Below are 17,863 nucleotides of genomic sequence, written 5' to 3' on the forward strand. Positions count from 1 at the left end.
GGAGGTATTAATATGGAAAGATTAGAAAATTTACTAAAATATATTTTAAGTGGTCTTGTAGAACATGAGGACTTAATTAGAATTTCTTATGAACTTATAGATGATACTGTTATCTTTAAAGTTAATGTTGCCAAAGGAGAAATGGGTAGAGTTATTGGTAAAAATGGGCTTACTGCTAATGCTATTAGAGGAGTTATGCAAGCTGCAGGAGTTAAGGATAAATTAAATGTTAATGTAGAATTTTTAGATTAGGAGAAAAAATGAATTTAGTTACTATTGGTAAAATATCTGGCACTCACCATTTAAAAGGTGCCGTAAAATCAAATCTTAATATAAATGATCCTAACATTTTAGTTAATGAAAAAGTTTTAATTATAAAACCTACAGGAGAAAAAGTAATTTTAACTGTAAAGAAAATTTCTAGACTTGTTGGAGAAAAATATACTATTGAATTTGAAGAAATTAAAAATAAAACAGAAGCTAATGTTCTTCACAATAGCATAGTTAAAATTAATAGAAAATTTTTAGGACTAGCTGAAGGGGAATATTTATTACAAGATCTTCTTGGAATGAAAGTTTTTTTAGAAGATAAAACTTGTATAGGAAGTGTTACCGAGGTTTTTGATACTGCTGCTCATGATATCATAGTTGTTTCTGATGATGAATATGAAGCAATGATTCCAAAATTAGATCCTTTTATTAAAAACATTGACTTTTCTAACAATGAAATAATTGTTGATCTTTGGGAAGGTATGAGAGAATTAAAAATAAAAAAATAATTTAAACATAAAGAGGTATAAATTGAAAATAAATATTTTAACTTTATTTCCTGAATTTTTTAGCACTTTTAAAAATCAAAGTATTATTGGAAGAGCTGTTAAAAATAATTTAATCGAGATTAATGTAATAAATATCAGAGATTTTTGTTTTGATAAACATAAACAAGCTGATGACATTCCCTTTGGGGGAGAAGGAGGAATGGTTATGAAACCTGAGCCTCTTTTTCGTGCTTTAGAACAATGCCAAGGTAAGGTTATTTATACTTCTCCTCAAGGAGTGACTTTTAATCAAAAGTTAGCTCTAAATTTAAAAGAAGAAGGAGAACTTACTATCATTGCTGGTCATTATGAAGGAATTGATGAAAGAGTTGTCAATGAAAAAGTTGATATGGAAATTTCTATAGGAGATTATGTCTTAACTGGAGGGGAAATTCCTGCAATGGTTATTGTTGATACTATTTCTAGACTTATCCCTGGAGTTATAAAAAAATCTTCTTATGAAAATGATTCTTTTTTTAACGGCTTACTAGATTACCCTCAATATACTAGACCTGCAGAATATCAAGGACTTAAGGTTCCTGATGTGCTAATTTCAGGAAATCACAAAAAAATTAAAGAATGGAGAATCAAGGAAAGCTTAAAAAGAACTTACCTTAGAAGACCTGACTTACTAGAAAATAAAAAACTTAATGATTTAGAAAAAAAATTACTAGAAGAAGTAATTTTAGAATTAAAAAAATTAAAATAAAAAAGGTGGAAACTAGTTATGAGAAATAAAATATACTTAGCACTTGTACATTACCCTGTCTATAATAAAAGAAAGGAAACTGTATGTACTTCTGTTACAAACTTTGATATTCACGATATATCTAGAACTTGTAGAACTTATGATGTTAAAGAATATGATATAGTTGTTCCTGTTGAAGCTCAAAAACAACTTACTCAAAGAATTATTGGATACTGGCAAGGAGGAACAGGGGGAGAATATAATAAAGATAGAGAGTCTGCATTTAAACATACTAAAGTTAAAAACTCTTTAGAAGAAACTATTGCAGATATAGAAAAAGCTGAAGGACAAAAACCTGTAATTATAACTACATCAGCTCACATATATCCTAATTCTATTAGCTACCCTGGTCTTTCTGAAAAAATATTTAATGATGACAAACCTTACCTATTCTTATTTGGAACTGGTTGGGGGCTTATAAAAGAAGTTATGGATATGTCTGATTATATTCTAGAACCTATTAGAGGAAATACTAAATATAATCATCTTTCTGTTAGATCTGCTGTTTCTATTATTTTAGATAGAGTACTCGGAGAAAAATAAAATACTAGTGGGAGATTGATATGAATAAAAAAATTAAAATAACTCCTAAAGAAAATTTTTTCCATTATTTAGGAGCTAAAAATATCTTTGTGAAATTAATTTTATTCTTTAATAAAACTAAAACTTTAAAAATAAAATGTTCAATAAAGAACCCTTCTTTTATTTCTGAAACTGATTTAATCTCCAAAGAATTAAAAAAAACATTTGGTTCTTCAATTTCTATAGAATTTGAAATTCAGTATAAAGATAATAAAATTTCTAAAGAAACTCTTATAAATATAGTAGATAAAGCTATTTGTAAGCTTAAAGAAAATAACGCTACTTCTAAATCTTTTTTATTTCTTTATAGAATCAATATAGAACAAAATAAAATTATTATTGAATTAAAAAATAAAATAGCAATTGATAATTTATATGATTCTAAAATAAATATTAAATTAGAAAAAATTCTAGCTGAATTTGGAATAAACAACTTTAATGTTTCTTTTATTCCTGGAGATTTTTCTAAAGAAATTAATAAATTAGAACAAGAAAAAGAAAATATAATGTTTAGTTTAAGTGAAAAAATAGATAAAGAAATAGCTGAAATCAAAGCTAATCCAAATCTAGCAAAAACAACTCCAAGCAACAATAATTCTTGGACAAATAATCCTTCTAAAAGTACACCTAGAAAAATTAAAGGAACTCCAATTCCTCTTAAGGAATTTAATGATATTTATGAAGGAGAGAACTGTATTATCCAAGGAGAAGTTTTCAGTATTGATTTTCGTGAACTTAAAAATGGAACTACTTTAAAAACATTTAGAATTACAGATAATTCGAATTCTTTAACTATTAAAAAATTTGACAGAAATAATTCAGTTGAAGAAATTAATACAGGGGAATGGATTAAAGTTAGTGGAAGAAAACAGCTAGATAAATTTTCTGATAATGAAGAAGTGCTAATTGCCACATCAATAAATAAATTAGACATCGTTAAAGAAATAAAAAAAGATACTAGTGAAGAAAAAATGGTTGAATTACACACTCATAGTAAAATGAGTGAAATGGTGGGAGTTACTGAAATAACAGATTTAATTAAAACAGCTAAATCTTTTGGACATAAAAGTATAGCTATTACAGACTATTCTGTTGTTCATACTTTTCCTATTGCTTTTAACAAAACTAAAAAAGATAAAAATTTCAAAGCTATTTTAGGTTGTGAAATGTATATGGTAGATGATGAAAAACCTATGATTACTCACCCAAAAGATTTACCAATTGAAGAAGAAACTTTTGTAGTTTTTGACTTAGAAACTACAGGACTTAATTCTCACGATAATGAAATAATTGAAATTGGAGCAATTAAATTAAAGGGCACTAGAATAATTGATAAATTTTCTGAATTTGTTAAACCTAAAGGAAAAATTCCTGAAAAAATTCAAAGATTAACTAGTATTTCAAATAGTATGGTTGCTGATGCCCTAGGTATTGAAAAAGTTTTACCTAAATTTATTGAATTTTCAAAAGATGCAACTATGGTAGCCCACAATGCTAAATTTGATATGAGTTTTATTAGAAGAGACTGTAAAAAAATATTAAATATAGACTTTGATCCTAGTGTTATTGATACTCTTCAAATGGCTAGAGATGTTATGCCACATCTTAGAAGTTTTGGTTTAGGACCACTTACTAAAAAATTAGGTGTGGCCCTTGAAAGTCACCATAGAGCTGTTGATGATTGTCAAGCAACTGCAGGAATGTTTGTTATATTTTTAAATAAATACTTTGATAAAGGTATTCTAAATTTAAAAGATATAAACAATGGTTTTTCTCTTAATATTCAAAAACAAGATACAATTAATATAATTGCTCTTGTTAAAAATCAAGAAGGTTTAAAGAATTTATATAAATTAGTTTCTTATGCTCATAAAGATCATTTTGGTAGTAAAAAAGCTAGAGTTCTTAAAAGTGAAGTAAAAAAACTAAGAGACGGCCTTCTAATTGGAGGAAGTACAACAGTTCACTTTAGAAATACCAATGATATCTCTTTAAATTATTTAGATTATAATTTTAAAGAGATGGAAAAATCTATTGAATTTTATGATTATGTGGAACTTTTATCTAGAGAAAACTTTAATGAATTTATAGAAGAAGATGGAACTAATAGAATCTCTAATTACAAAGCTGTTGAAAAAATGAATGAATTCATTTATGAAACATGTAAAAAACATAATAAAATAGTTACTGCAAGTTCTAATGTACACTATTTAGAAAAAGATGAAGCTAATATAAGAAGTATTCTTCTTTACGGTAGTGGTACTGTATTTAATAAAAGACAGTACTTAATAGATAATGGTTTTTATTTTAGAACTACTGATGAAATGCTTGAAGAATTTTCATATTTAGGAGCAGAAGAAGCTCGAAAAATTGTAATTAAAAATACTAATGCTATAGCTGATAGTATTGATAAAGTTCAACCTATTCCAGATGGATTTTATCCTCCTGAATTGGATAATGCTGAAAATATTGTTAGAGATATGACTTATGAAAAAGCTCATAGAATTTATGGGGACCCTCTCCCTGAAATAGTTAAAAAAAGACTAGAAAGAGAACTTAATTCTATTATTAACCATGGATTTTCAGTTCTATATCTTTCAGCTCAAAAACTTGTTAAAAAATCATTAGATAATGGTTATCTAGTTGGTTCTAGAGGTTCTGTTGGATCCTCTCTTGTTGCTTTTATGATGGGAATTACAGAAGTTAATGCATTGTATCCTCATTATATTTGTGAAGACCCTGAATGTAAATATTCTGAATTTACTGATAAAGAAGGAGCCGGAGTTGACCTTCCTGAAAAAGTTTGTCCAAAATGTGGAAAACCTTTAAAAAGAGATGGACATGCTATCCCTTTTGAAGTTTTCATGGGATTTGATGGAGATAAAGTCCCTGATATTGACCTTAACTTTTCAGGAGAATATCAATCTGAAATTCATAGATACTGCGAAGAAATGTTTGGAAAATCTAATGTATTTAAAGCTGGAACTATTTCTACTCTAGCTGAAAAAAATGCTATTGGATATGTTAGAAAATTCTTTGAAGATCATGAAATAGATAGTAATAATGCTGAAATTTTCAGAAGAGCTTCTAAAGTTGAGGGAGCTAAAAAAACAACAGGACAACATCCTGGAGGAATGGTAATTGTTCCAAAAAACATGGAAGTTTATGATTTTTGTCCTATACAACATCCTGCTAATGATATTAACAATGATTCTATTACAACTCATTTTGATTATCATGTTATGGATGAACAACTTGTAAAATTGGATATACTAGGACATGATGATCCTACAACTATTAAAGTACTACAAGAATACACTGGAGTTAATATTTATGATATTCCTATAGCTGATAAAGATACTCTACAACTATTTTCTGGAACAGAAATATTGGGAGTTACACCTAAAGATATTGGATCTACTGTTGGAACTTTTGGAGTTCCTGAATTTGGTACTCAATTTGTTAGACAAATGCTTGTTGACACTAGACCTAAGACATTTGCTGAACTTGTTAGAATATCAGGTCTTTCTCATGGTACTGATGTATGGCTTAATAATGCCCAAGAATTTATCAGAGCAGGAAAAGCTACTCTTTCTGATGTTATAACTGTTAGAGACGATATTATGAACTATCTTATTGATAATGGTGTAGAAAAATTAACAGCTTTTAAAATAATGGAATTTGTTAGAAAAGGAAAACCTTCTAAGGATCCTGAACAATGGCAAAAATATTCAGATATTCTTAAAGAAAAAAATGTTAAAGACTGGTATATTGAATCTTGTAAAAGAATAAAATATATGTTCCCTAAAGGACATGCTGTAGCTTATGTTATGATGGCTATGAGAATTGCATATTTTAAAGTTCACTATCCTTTAGCCTTCTATGCAGCTTATTTAACTAGAAAAATTGATGATTTCGATTTTGAAATTATGGGAAATAGTAATTTAGCTAAAGAAAAATTAGAAGAACTTAAACAAGAATCTAAGCTAGATGTAAAAAAGAAAACTCAATTTGCTATTTGCGAAATTGTTATTGAAATGTACGCTCGAGGATTTGAGTTCTTAAAAATAGATTTATATAAATCTGAAGGATTTAAATTTACTATTGAGGATAATAAAATAAGAGTTCCCCTTCTTGGGATTAATGGTCTTGGAGCTAGTGTTATTGAAAATTTAATAAAAGAAAGAAACCAAGATAAATTCCTTTCTTATGAAGATTTAAAGCGTCGTACTAAAATTTCTTCAACTACTTTAGATAAATTAAAATCAATTAACGCTGTGGAAAATTTAAGTGATACTAATCAAATTAGTCTTTTTTAGGAGGCAATAACGTGTTTAAATATTTAGAAAAAAAATATCTAGGAGCAATCTTAGTTTGTTTTGCAGCATCTTTATGGGGATTAGACTCTATTGTTCTAACTCCTAGATTATTTCAATTAAGAGTTCCTTTTGTTGTTTTTATGCTACATTTCATTCCTTTTACAGCAATGACTTTAGTTATTGGAAAAAGAGAAATTAAAAATATTATATCTCTTCCTAGGAAAGATTTATTTTATTATTTTTTAGTAGCTTTATTTGGAGGAACTCTTGGAACTTTAGCAATAGTTAAAGCTCTCTTTTTAGTTAATTTTCAACATTTAACTATTGTTACTTTACTACAAAAATCTCAGCCTATATTTGCTATTATTTTAGCTAGATTTCTTCTTAAAGAAAAATTAAAAAATAATTTTATTTTATTTGCTATTTTAGCATTAATTGGCGGTTATATAATGACTTTTGAATTTTCTTTTCCAAAGTCTTCTAATGAAAGTCATATTTTAATGGCTAGTGTGTATGCTTTATTTGCAGCCTTTTCATTTGGGAGTTCTACTGTTTTTGGTAAAAAAATTCTAGCTAACTCCTCATTTATAACAGCTCTTTATACAAGGTTTTGCTTTACTTCTATAATTACTTTCTTTATTGTTCTTAGCAAAGGACAATTAGGATTAATTTCTGAAGTTACTGCTTTCCAGTGGTTTATTTTTATTACTATTGCTCTTACTTCTGGTAGTATGGCAATTATGATTTATTACAAAGGACTTCAGTATATTGATGCCAGTGTAGCTACCATATGTGAATTGGCCTTCCCTATTTCTTCAGTCTTTTTTGACTATATTTTTAATGATAATATACTTACTCTTATCCAATCTTTCGGAGCTATTCTATTATTATTTTCAATTATAAAAATAAGCAAAAATCAATCTTAAACAGAAGAAGTGATATTATATATCACTTCTTCTTATTTTATTTTAATAAATATTTGACAAACAAACTATTCTGTGGTACTATCTATTTGAGATTAATTTCAAACTTTAAAGCTTTGGTGAGAGTTTTAAAGTTTTCCTACCCTAAACTTTAATCAAAAAAGAAAGAACCCCCACAAAAGTGAGAGGTTCTTTCTTTTTTTTATTTTTTATTTTTCATCAAAATATCCTAATTCTTTTAAGAATGGTTTTTTCTTTCTCCAGTCATTCTTTACTTTTACCCAAAGTTCTAAATATATTTTTCTATCTAATAATTTTTCAATTTCTTTTCTAGCTTCAGTTCCGATCTCTTTTAGCATTTTACCGCCTTTTCCTATTATAATACCTTTTTGAGAATCTCTTTCAACATAAATATTAATATTAAACTTATCCTTACCTTCATCTCTTTTTTCAACATTAATTATTTCTATTGCAACTGAATGAGGAATTTCATCTCTAGTTTTTAGTAATATTTTTTCTCTAACAATTTCTGTCATTATTCTATATATAGGCATATCTGTATACATATCATCTGGATAATATTGAATATCTTCCTCTAAAAACATTTCTAACCTATCTAATAATTTAGGAATCCCTATTCCATATTCCCCTGCTATTTCAACAATTCCATCAAATTTCCCTAATTTTTCTTCTACTTCTAATCTTTTATTTTTCAACTCTTCATCAGTTAATCTATCAATTTTGTTTATAACCAAAATTCTTGGAGTTCTTCTAGCTGACAAAACTCTTTCCATAACAAACTGATCTCCTGTACTAATTTCTTGAGTTCCATCTAAAAGCATTAGAATAGCGTCTACATCTTTTAATATTCTAATAGCACTATTTGTCATATATTCACCTAATAAATGTTTTGGTTTATGTATACCTGGAGTATCTATAAATATATACTGATTTCCTTTTACATTTAATATCCCTTTTATATTTTCTCTTGTTGTTCCTGCTTTATTTGAAACTATTGCTACTTTTTCATCAACTAATTTATTTATAAGGGTTGATTTCCCTACATTAGGTCTCCCTACTACAGCAATAAATCCTGCTTTCATTAATTCTCATCTCCTATTCCTATTTTAAAATATTCTTTCCTTATTTCTTCTAATCTATTTTCTTTTTTAAAACCTGATGTCTCTTTTTTTCTTTCATCAATACATTTATTTCTTATCATGCTAGGTAAAACTTCTCTTTCTAATTTTGCCTTTCTTCCATATCTTATAAATCTATCTTTAAAATTTTGATTTGTTATATCATAAAAAATTTTATTTATTTCAATATCTAATTCTATTTCTAATTTTTCTATATATTCTCTTAATTCTAAAGATAAATCTAATGAAATTTGTATTATAATATATTCATTTCCTCTATTTACTGTAAAACTTTTATAATTATTTTTTTTTAAATCTTCCGCTTCTAAATTTAAAATTTCTGATATTTTTAAGCCTGTTTCTGATAAAAGTTTTATTATTAGACTATCTCTTTTTTCTTTTCTACTATCTCCGCACACATCTAAAATTGCTTTAATTTCATATCCTTTTATCTTTTTACCAATTTTTATATTTTTTCTTGTTGTGCTTATTTTTTCAACTGGAGAATTATTTATATACTCTTTTTTTATAAAATATTTGTACATAGCTTTTAAAGAGGTTATTTTTCTTATTATTGAATTCTCTGCATATTTAGATTTTAAAAATTCTAAATATACCATAATATCCTCTTCTGTAACATCTAAAAGACTCTTGCCTTTTAAATATTCTTCAAAATCTAATATATCTTTTTTATAAAAATCTATACTTACCTTTGCTACAACTTCTTCCTTTTCTAACTGAAAAAAAAACTCATTAATCAACTTCATTCTAACTCCTATTCATAAAGTAATTCGTTTGCGTGTTTCAATACTGCATCAGTTACATTATCTCCTGCTAACATTCTTGAAATTTCTAAAACTCTCTCTTCTTCTTTTAATTTTCTTACCAATGTAATAGTTTTATTATCTTGTGTTTTCTTTTCTATAAAAAATTGTTCATTTGCTTTTGAAGCTATTACTGGAGAGTGAGTAATACATAAAACTTGTACATTTTCACCAATTTCCTTTAATTTCTCTGCAATTTTCCTAACAGTTTCTCCCCCTACTCCTGTATCTATTTCATCAAAGATTAAAATTGGAATATTATCAACTCTAGAAAAAATAACTTTTAATGCTAACATTATTCTACTAACTTCACCACCAGAAGCTATCTTTTGAAGAGGTTTTAATTCTTGCCCTATATTAGTTGAAATAAATATTTCAATTTCATCTGATCCATTTTTAGACATCATTTCTTTTTCATCTAATTTTATTTTTATATTTACATTTTTCATATTTAAAAAATCTAATTCTTTTATCAGTTCTTTTTCTATTAATTGAATATATTTTTTTCTAATTTTTCTAAGTTCTATTGCATATTTCCAATATTTTTCTTTATATTCTTCTCTTTTTTTATTTAAATTTGATATTTTAAATTCATTTTCATCTAATTTATTTAATTTCTCTTCAAGTTCTGTTTTAAAATTTAAAATTTCTTCAATAGTTTCTCCATACTTATCCTTTAATCTTTTTATTAAATCTAATCTTTCAATTACTTCTGAAAGTCTATTTTCATCAATATCTATTTCACTATTTAAATTTTCTATAGAGCTCACACAATCGTCTAACTCATAGTAAACTTTTTCTAATTGTTCATAAATATCTTCAAACTCTTTTCCATAACTTACTATTGTTTCTAAACTTTTTTTACAAGTATATATTATACTTAAAGCATTTATTTCTTCATTTTTTAATCCTAGTTCTGACATCATTAATTTCTCTTTAATTTTACCTGCATTAAAAAGTCTTCTATATTCTATTTCTAATTCTTCATCTTCTCCTAAATTTAAATTAGCACTTTCTATTTCTTGTAATTGAAATTCATAAAATTCTTTTCTTTCAGCTAAATCTCTTTTACTTTCTTCAATATATTTTACTTTTTTATTGAATTCATTATATAAACTAAAACTATTCTCAAGATTTTCTCTAATATCTTTTGCTTCTTCTTCTGAAAATCTATCTATTAATTTTATATGATTTTCTTTATTTAATAACATTTGATGAGAATGTTGTCCTACTATATCAACTAATGTTCTCATAATTTCTTTTAACGTTCCTAAAGGAGTTCTTATTCCATTTACAAAAACTTTTGTTCTTCCTGTCTTTTCTAAAACTCTTCTTATAATTATTTCTTGCTCTTCAACTTCTATTCCTAAATCTAAAAGTTCTCTTTTTTGATTATTATTTACATTAAATATACCTTGAGCAACCAAAGACTTATCTTCAGCCCCTAACATATCTATTTTAGCTTTTTCTCCTAATAACAAATTTATTCCACTTAGTATAATAGACTTTCCTGCTCCAGTTTCTCCTGTTAAAGTAATTAGCCCTCCACCAATTTCTATATCTAACTTTTCTATTATTGCTAAATTTTCTATTAAAAGCTCCTTTAACATAAATTATCTCCCCACCTTAATTTTTCCTTTAAAACAGAATAATAATTTCTATTTTCATAACTAAATAAATTTAATGTTTTTTCTGAATATTTAATTTCTATTTTATCATCTTCTTCTATTTGACGAACCATCTCTCCATCTACAATTATAAAACATCTATCATATCCTTTTACATGTTCCACTCTTACCTGTCTTTTAGAATCTATAACTATAGGTCTACTTGTAAGATTATGTGGAGCTATAGGAGTTATTAAGATTGCTTGTAAATAATGAGATAATATTGGACCTCCTGCAGAAAGAGAATAAGCTGTTGATCCTGTAGGAGTAGCTATTATAACTCCATCTCCCTTATATCTATTAATTCTATCTATATCACAAAACAAATCCAATGATGTTAATCTTTTCCCCATTCCTCCATTTGAAAAAACAACTTCATTTAAAGCATAAAACTTTTCTGAATTTATAGTTATTTCTAAAATCCCTCTTTTTTCTATCTTATATTTTCCTTCTAAAAAATTTTTGCAAGCATCCAAACCTTCATCTAATTTTGTTTCAGTTAAAAACCCTAAATTTCCAGCATTTATTGCAATTGTTATCAAATTTTTCTTTAAAATTATTTGTTTAGAAGCTCTAAGTAAAGTCCCATCTCCACCTATTACTATTGCAAAATCTGCTTCTAGAATATCATCAGGAGATAAAATTAAAACTTTATTTTTTTGAAAAAAATCTATTATTTTATGGTACATTTCTATAGCTTTAATCTTTTCTTTATTATAGAATATCACACATTTTTTTTCCATATTAACTCCTTATTTTAAAAATTTTCTAGGATCTATTGGTTTTAAGTTCATTCTAATTTCATAATATAAATTAGGCTTTTTATCTATTGAATATCCTAAAATTCCTATTTTTTGACCTTGTATAACTCTTTGATTTTGTTTTACTTTTGAAGAAATTAAGTTTCCATAAACCCCTATTGTATTATAACCATAATCAATCATGACAACTTTTCCTAGTCCTTGAATTTTTCCAGAATAAATAATCTCTCCTTTAAAAGATGATCTTACAATATCTCCTAATTTTCCTCTCATTTCTATTCCATTACTAGAAACAGATTTTGCTTTAAAATCATTAAAATTTAAAACGATTCTTCCATTTGTAAGAGGATAAGCAGCCCTTCCTAACTTAGATATGGCTGTTGAATATTTTACTTTCCCAACACTTTTTATTCTTGAATTAATTATATTTTCTATTTCTTTTTCTATTCTTTTTTTCTGTTTCTCTAGAGAAGATATTTTACTTATATGTGATTTTTTTTCTTTTTCTAATTTCTTAATTAATTTATTTTTTTGATATTGCTTTTTTGCAATTTGATTTTTTTTCAAATTTAAAGAATATCTTAATCTTGCTAATTTAGTTTTTTCTTTCTCTATATTAGCTTTAACTTCTTTTATATCATGTGTAACATCTTTTATCTTTGTCATCCTATTTAAATCATTATATAATATCTTAGAAAATTGTCTCTTCAATATCCCTTCTTCTTCAAAAGAAAGTTTAGACTTATCACGTCTATTCCAAGCAATAATTTTAGCATCAAATTCTGATTTTGTTCTTTGAAGTTCTTTTGAACTAAACTTTAAATTTCTTTCTCCGTAATCAATGTTTTTCATAATTGACTTTATTTCTAACTCTATCTTATTTCTATCCTTTAATATTTCATTAATTTCTTTTCTTATTTCTTCAATTTGTTCTTCAATCGTTTTTTTAGTATTATCTATAACTTCTATTCTTTCATGTTTAACTTTTATTTCAGTATCTAATTTTTTAATTTTTTCTTTCATCTGATTAACATTTGAACTTCCAAATATAAATATTGAAGATAAAAAATATATTAATATTAGTTTCATAATATTTCACTCTTCTCATTTACTGGAAATTTCCAAACAATTATTATTAGAAGAAATATTATCAAACTTTGAAAATAGATTATTTGAAATAAACTTAATATATCAACTTTTATATCTAGGGTTAATAGCCATTGTCTCAATATAAAATATATATTATAATAAATAACTGTCCCACTTAAAATTGCAACTGTAAACTGTAAAACATTTATATTTTTAGCTTTTAGCTTAGTTCTTGCGTTGCTTTTTCCATTTAATATTAACGCTAAATAATCACTTTGAATTTGAAGAGAAATAATAAAATATAATATTGCTAAAGAACTTATACTTCCAAATAATAATATATTTTTTATCCCTCTATATATTTTAGATTTCATCCCTATTTCTTCTGAATAACTTCCATCTATAAAATATTCTTTTATTCTTTTATCTTTATCTAAAATATCTTGAATCTTTTCCAAAGAAGATTTACTATCAAAATATATTCTCATTGAATCTGGAAGAGGATTCTCTCCTCTAGGAATAACAATTCCCAAATCACTTTGTAGATTTCTAAAAGCTATATAGCTATCTACATAAATAACTTTTTTTATTTCTGGAATATTAAGCAAATATTCTTCTATTTTTCCTTTTTCCTTTGTAGAAATATTATTTTGTAATTCAGCAGATACAAAATTTATATTATCTAATTTATTTAACTGAGAGTTAAAATTTAGTATTCCAGAAACAAAAAAATTAAAAAGAATAGAAATTAAAATAATACTAAAAAAACTCTTTTTTATATCTACGTAAATTTTTGATTTTTTTTGTACTTTTTTAAACATAATCTTTTCCTTCCATTCAAATTATTAAATAGAGGCAAAAATCTATTTTGCCTCTATATTTAAGTATATATTTATAAATTTTCTTTTATTACAGAAATTAATTTTTCAGCAGTTAGTTCATATTTTTCTAATAACTCTGCTCCTGTTCCACTTTGTCCAAATTTATCATAAATACCTACTTTTTTAACTTTAGCAGGATGTACTTCTGATAAAAATTCAGAAACAGCTGAACCTAAACCACCTATAACAGAATGCTCTTCTGCTGTAACTATAAATTTAGTTTCTTTTGCTGCCTTTAATATTGTTTCTCCATCTAATGGTTTTATTGTCCCTACATTTATAACTCTTACTGAAATTCCTTCAGCTTTTAATACTTCTGCAGCTTTTAATGCTTCAGCTACCATAAGTCCTGTTGCTGCTATAGTTACATCATTTCCTTCTTGAATTGTATTTGCTAATCCTATTTGGAAATCATAATTTTCATCAAATAAAACTGGTACTCCTAATCTTCCCATTCTTATATAAACAGGTCCATCATATTCCGCTGCTGCATGAACCATTTTTTTTGTTTCTACTGCATCTGCTGGAGATAAAACAACCATTCCTGGAACTACTCTCATTAAAGCAATATCTTCTATTGATTGATGAGATCCTCCATCTTCTCCTACAGAAATTCCTGCATGAGTTGGTGCTATTTTAACATTTAATTTCGGATAAGCTACTGTATTTCTTATTTGTTCATAAGCTCTACCTGCTTCAAAAACAGCAAATGTTGAAGCAAAAACAGTTTTTCCACAAGTTGCTAATCCTGCTGCAGTTCCTATTAAATCAGCTTCTGCAATTCCTACATTTATATGTCTTTCAGGAAATTCCTTTTTGAATACACTAGTTTTTGTTGAACCAGATAAGTCTGCATCTAAGACTACTACATCTTTATTTAATCTTCCTAATTCGGCTAAAGCTTCTCCATAAGCTTCTCTTGTCGCCTTTTTTATCATTGTTATCCCCCTTATTTATTTAATTCTTCTAAAGCTTGTACTGCTTGTTCTTGTGTAGGCGCTTTTCCATGGAATCCACATACATTTTCCATAAAAGAAACTCCCTTACCTTTAGTAGTTCTAGCAATTACAACAGTTGGTTTATTTTTAACTGTTTTAGCTTCATCTAAAGCAGATATTATTTCATCAAAATCATGACCATTTATTTCAATTACATGCCATCCAAAAGATTTCCATTTATCAGTTAAAGGTTCTACACCCATTACTTTATCTACGTTTCCATCAATTTGAAGATTATTAGTATCTACAAAAGCACATATATTATCAAGTCCATAATGTGCAGCTGTCATCGCAGCCTCCCATATTTGACCTTCTTGTTGTTCTCCATCTCCCATTACAGCATAAACTCTGTAATCTTCTTTAAAAATTTTAGCATTTAACGCCATTCCATTTGCAACAGAAAGACCTTGTCCTAAAGAACCTGTTGAAATTTCAACTCCTGGTACTTTTTTCATATCTGGATGTCCTTGTAATATAGAACCATATTGTCTTAAAGTCATAAGGATTTCTTTGTCAAAATATCCTTTTTCTGCTAGTACAGCGTATAATGCTGGAGCTGCATGTCCTTTAGATAATACAAATCTATCTCTTCCCTCCATTTTTGGATTTTTAGGATCTACGTTCATTTCATGAAAATATAATGTTGTTAATATATCAGTAGCTGAAAGTGATCCTCCTGGATGACCAGAATTTGCTTTGGTGATCATTTTAATAATGTCTTTTCTTACTTCTTTTGCTTTTGTTGATAAAAGATTAATATCCTTCATTGTTTCTCCTTTCAATTTATATTTATAAAATATTATATTATTTTATAACTTAACTTGTCAATAAAACTAGAATTTTTTAATTCATAATTTATTTTTTTATATACTTTTTTATTAAATTTTTCATATTTAAAATTTCCTAAAAGTATAAATAATATTAAAAATAAAATAAGAGGCCTAAATAACTTCTCTTCTTTTTTAGTACTCTTTAGTATATATACTAAAGATAACATTAATATGTATATATACTCTTCTATAGATGAACTCAACTTAATAACTATATAAAGACATATTATTATCGAAATAAAAATTAAAGCTTTCGATATATTTTTCCTTAGTTCTTTATCTACTATTGGTATATGTAACAAAGCTCCCCTTGCCCAACCTTTTGGAAAAAAATCAAAAATTAAATGAACTCCCATGGCACATGAAAATCCCATGATAAACATTCTAAACAGATAACTTTCTTCATTATTATAAAGACTCAAAAGAAAAAATATAATTATAGGACTATGGGTTAAAATATTTCTATGCCTTAATTTTAATTTAAAATCCCAATCAGGAAATTTAATCCCTATTAAGAAAGCACTAAAAGATATAATGATCCCTATAATTCCTATATTTTCTAAAAATTTTAGTATAGTTTCCATGTATTTCTCCACTGTTTAATCGCGTAAATATATTTTACTATATTTTACAAAAAAAATCACTATTTAATATAGTTTTAATTAATTTAATAACAAAATAAAAAAATCTCCAGTAATAACTTACTAGAGATTTTAAATTTTATAAAACCTTAGCTAAAACTCCATTTAAAAATTCATATGACTTTGTATCTCCATATTTTTTAGCTAACTCTACAACTTCATTAATTACAACTTCTTTTGGAGTTTTTTCAAACATCAATTCATAAACTGCAGATTTCAGAAGAGCTTTTTCTACAATTCCTATTCTATCATAACTCCAACCTTCCATTTTAGAATTTATAGAATCTAAAATCTCTTCACTATGATCTTCAATTCCTTTTACATATTGTTCTATAAATTCTCTTTCATTTTCGTTTATTTTTTTCCCTTCTTCTCTTGTAAGGTAATCAGAGTAAATATCTTTTGCTGATTCTTCTTTCATTTCTGCTTCAAATATAATCTTAAATAAATCTTCTCTTGCTGCTCTTCTGCTCATCTCTTCCCCTTTTATTTTCTAAATCTTTCTAATATATTATTAAAATAATTTCTAACTTCTTCATTATCACTTACTATATAACCTATTATTGTTAGTAATATAATAAACAATGTGGAAAAAAATCCAAAAATAAGAACTAAAATTGCTATAATAAATCCAACTATAGCTCCTAAAACTTTCCTTTTATTTTCCATTATTAAGATAATAAACTCGTCTAACATATAGCCTCACCTCTTAATTAATTCTCTTTAACTTTTAAGGAAACTTTTTTTATTTTTATTTCTATCACTTCTATATCTAATTCTAATTTATCTTGTAACTCTGATTTTATCTTTTTTTGTAACTCTTCACTTTTTTCAGCTATACTTCTATTAGTTAGCATATCTAAATTAATTAATATGTAATGTTTTTTTCTTTTCTTACCACATACTATCTTTATATTTCTTATTTCTCTATCTGGTGATAATATTTCTTTTATAACTCCTTTAATTGAATCTAATGAAATATTTACAGTTCCTAATTCACCCTTTATAATATATCCTTCTTCTTTTTTAAACAAAGAAATAAACTTAATTATTACTATAAATATATATATTATTGAAATTGTTAAAATTAACACATTTCTAAAAAATACATCTTCTTGAAAAGTAATTAAATATTTAGGAACAAACACATATACTATCCCTAAAGAAGCTAATATAAGCATTCCTAACCAAGCTATAAAAAACAAAAACTTTTTAAACATAAAATCACATCCCTTTGTTTATGCATTTTCTTCTAAAATTTCTACAGTTTCCTCTATCTTTATATCTTGAATAAATACATTAACTTCAACTACTGTTAAAGCAGTTAACTCAGAAACAGCTTTTAATACTGCCTCTTGAACATTTTTAGCAACTTCTGAAATATGATATCCATATTTTATTATTATATAAGTGTCTATACTACATTCTTTTTCTCCAACTTCAACTTTTATTCCTGTTGTTGTTCTTTTTTTACCTAGCATTTTGCTAACTTCTCCAGCTACTCCTCCTGCTAATTTATATACACCATCAACATCTTCAGTAGCTTTAGCGGCAATGGTTCTAACCACATCATCTGCTATTTTTATATTTCCTAAGTTACCCATAATAAACCCCCTTCTATAAATTTAAATTAATATACATCT

General features: G+C 26.1%; 19 protein-coding genes. 6 read left to right on the forward strand and 13 right to left on the reverse strand.

Translation table 11 applies throughout. From position 1 onward, the window contains the following. The first annotated feature begins 12 nt into the window (after window positions 1-12). The 6 genes from Q7K47_03680 to Q7K47_03705 are packed head-to-tail and all read left to right on the forward strand — an operon-like array spanning window position 13 to window position 7,393. Complete coding sequence (locus tag Q7K47_03680; protein ID MDP0506310.1) at window positions 13-252, forward strand: KH domain-containing protein; 240 nt, start codon at window positions 13-15, stop codon at window positions 250-252. Window positions 253-260: 8 nt separating this feature from the next. Further along, window positions 261-779 (forward strand): ribosome maturation factor RimM, encoded by a 519-nt coding sequence (rimM, locus tag Q7K47_03685; GenBank protein ID MDP0506311.1) that lies wholly within the window; start codon window positions 261-263, stop codon window positions 777-779. 22 nt (window positions 780-801) lie between these two features. After that, window positions 802-1,527: a tRNA (guanosine(37)-N1)-methyltransferase TrmD gene (gene trmD, locus Q7K47_03690; protein ID MDP0506312.1), complete on the forward strand. Its 726-nt coding sequence runs from the start codon at window positions 802-804 to the stop codon at window positions 1,525-1,527. 18 nt (window positions 1,528-1,545) lie between these two features. Next, window positions 1,546-2,109 (forward strand): RNA methyltransferase, encoded by a 564-nt coding sequence (locus Q7K47_03695; protein MDP0506313.1) that lies wholly within the window; start codon window positions 1,546-1,548, stop codon window positions 2,107-2,109. A 20-nt stretch (window positions 2,110-2,129) separates the two neighbouring features. Continuing rightward, window positions 2,130-6,467, forward strand: coding sequence for a PolC-type DNA polymerase III (locus Q7K47_03700; GenBank protein MDP0506314.1), 4,338 nt, complete (start codon window positions 2,130-2,132; stop codon window positions 6,465-6,467). An 11-nt stretch (window positions 6,468-6,478) separates the two neighbouring features. Beyond that, window positions 6,479-7,393, forward strand: a complete 915-nt coding sequence (locus Q7K47_03705; protein ID MDP0506315.1) for a DMT family transporter — start codon at window positions 6,479-6,481, stop codon at window positions 7,391-7,393. 206 nt (window positions 7,394-7,599) lie between these two features. Here the strand turns inward: Q7K47_03705 and era are convergent, their stop codons facing one another. The 13 genes from era to Q7K47_03770 all read right to left on the reverse strand — a co-directional run bounded on the left by era (window position 7,600) and on the right by Q7K47_03770 (window position 17,824). Then, window positions 7,600-8,493, reverse strand: coding sequence for a GTPase Era (gene era / locus Q7K47_03710; protein ID MDP0506316.1), 894 nt, complete (start codon window positions 8,491-8,493; stop codon window positions 7,600-7,602). Continuing rightward, the gene (locus Q7K47_03715) at window positions 8,493-9,296 is read right to left on the reverse strand and encodes a tyrosine-type recombinase/integrase (GenBank protein ID MDP0506317.1); all 804 of its coding nucleotides are present in this window, start codon (window positions 9,294-9,296) and stop codon (window positions 8,493-8,495) included. The genes era and Q7K47_03715 overlap by 1 nt, the downstream gene beginning before the upstream one ends. Window positions 9,297-9,304: 8 nt before the next feature. Next, a complete protein-coding gene (recN, locus tag Q7K47_03720; protein MDP0506318.1) occupies window positions 9,305-10,963 on the reverse strand; it encodes a DNA repair protein RecN in 1,659 nt (552 codons plus the stop codon). Further along, the gene (locus Q7K47_03725) at window positions 10,957-11,763 is read right to left on the reverse strand and encodes an NAD(+)/NADH kinase (protein MDP0506319.1); all 807 of its coding nucleotides are present in this window, start codon (window positions 11,761-11,763) and stop codon (window positions 10,957-10,959) included. The genes recN and Q7K47_03725 overlap by 7 nt, the downstream gene beginning before the upstream one ends. A 9-nt stretch (window positions 11,764-11,772) precedes the next feature. Further along, window positions 11,773-12,870, reverse strand: coding sequence for a peptidoglycan DD-metalloendopeptidase family protein (locus Q7K47_03730; protein MDP0506320.1), 1,098 nt, complete (start codon window positions 12,868-12,870; stop codon window positions 11,773-11,775). Then, complete coding sequence (locus Q7K47_03735) at window positions 12,867-13,691, reverse strand: permease-like cell division protein FtsX (protein MDP0506321.1); 825 nt, start codon at window positions 13,689-13,691, stop codon at window positions 12,867-12,869. The genes Q7K47_03730 and Q7K47_03735 overlap by 4 nt, the downstream gene beginning before the upstream one ends. A 71-nt stretch (window positions 13,692-13,762) precedes the next feature. Continuing rightward, on the reverse strand, window positions 13,763-14,689 hold the full coding sequence (locus tag Q7K47_03740; protein ID MDP0506322.1) for a transketolase family protein: 927 nt from the start codon (window positions 14,687-14,689) through the stop codon (window positions 13,763-13,765). A gap of 11 nt (window positions 14,690-14,700) precedes the next feature. Continuing rightward, complete coding sequence (locus tag Q7K47_03745; GenBank protein ID MDP0506323.1) at window positions 14,701-15,516, reverse strand: transketolase; 816 nt, start codon at window positions 15,514-15,516, stop codon at window positions 14,701-14,703. A gap of 32 nt (window positions 15,517-15,548) precedes the next feature. Further along, a complete protein-coding gene (locus Q7K47_03750; protein ID MDP0506324.1) occupies window positions 15,549-16,163 on the reverse strand; it encodes a hypothetical protein in 615 nt (204 codons plus the stop codon). A gap of 136 nt (window positions 16,164-16,299) precedes the next feature. Further along, entirely contained in the window at window positions 16,300-16,695 is a 396-nt protein-coding gene (gene nusB, locus Q7K47_03755; GenBank protein ID MDP0506325.1) for a transcription antitermination factor NusB, read from the reverse strand. An 11-nt stretch (window positions 16,696-16,706) separates the two neighbouring features. Then, window positions 16,707-16,916 (reverse strand): DUF2273 domain-containing protein, encoded by a 210-nt coding sequence (locus Q7K47_03760; GenBank protein ID MDP0506326.1) that lies wholly within the window; start codon window positions 16,914-16,916, stop codon window positions 16,707-16,709. A gap of 17 nt (window positions 16,917-16,933) precedes the next feature. Then, the gene (gene amaP, locus Q7K47_03765; GenBank protein ID MDP0506327.1) at window positions 16,934-17,440 is read right to left on the reverse strand and encodes an alkaline shock response membrane anchor protein AmaP; all 507 of its coding nucleotides are present in this window, start codon (window positions 17,438-17,440) and stop codon (window positions 16,934-16,936) included. 18 nt (window positions 17,441-17,458) lie between these two features. Beyond that, window positions 17,459-17,824 (reverse strand): Asp23/Gls24 family envelope stress response protein, encoded by a 366-nt coding sequence (locus tag Q7K47_03770; GenBank protein MDP0506328.1) that lies wholly within the window; start codon window positions 17,822-17,824, stop codon window positions 17,459-17,461. Window positions 17,825-17,863 lie beyond the last annotated feature (39 nt).

Source organism: Fusobacterium sp. JB019, from assembly GCA_030673965.1.
GTDB lineage: Bacteria > Fusobacteriota > Fusobacteriia > Fusobacteriales > Fusobacteriaceae > Fusobacterium_B.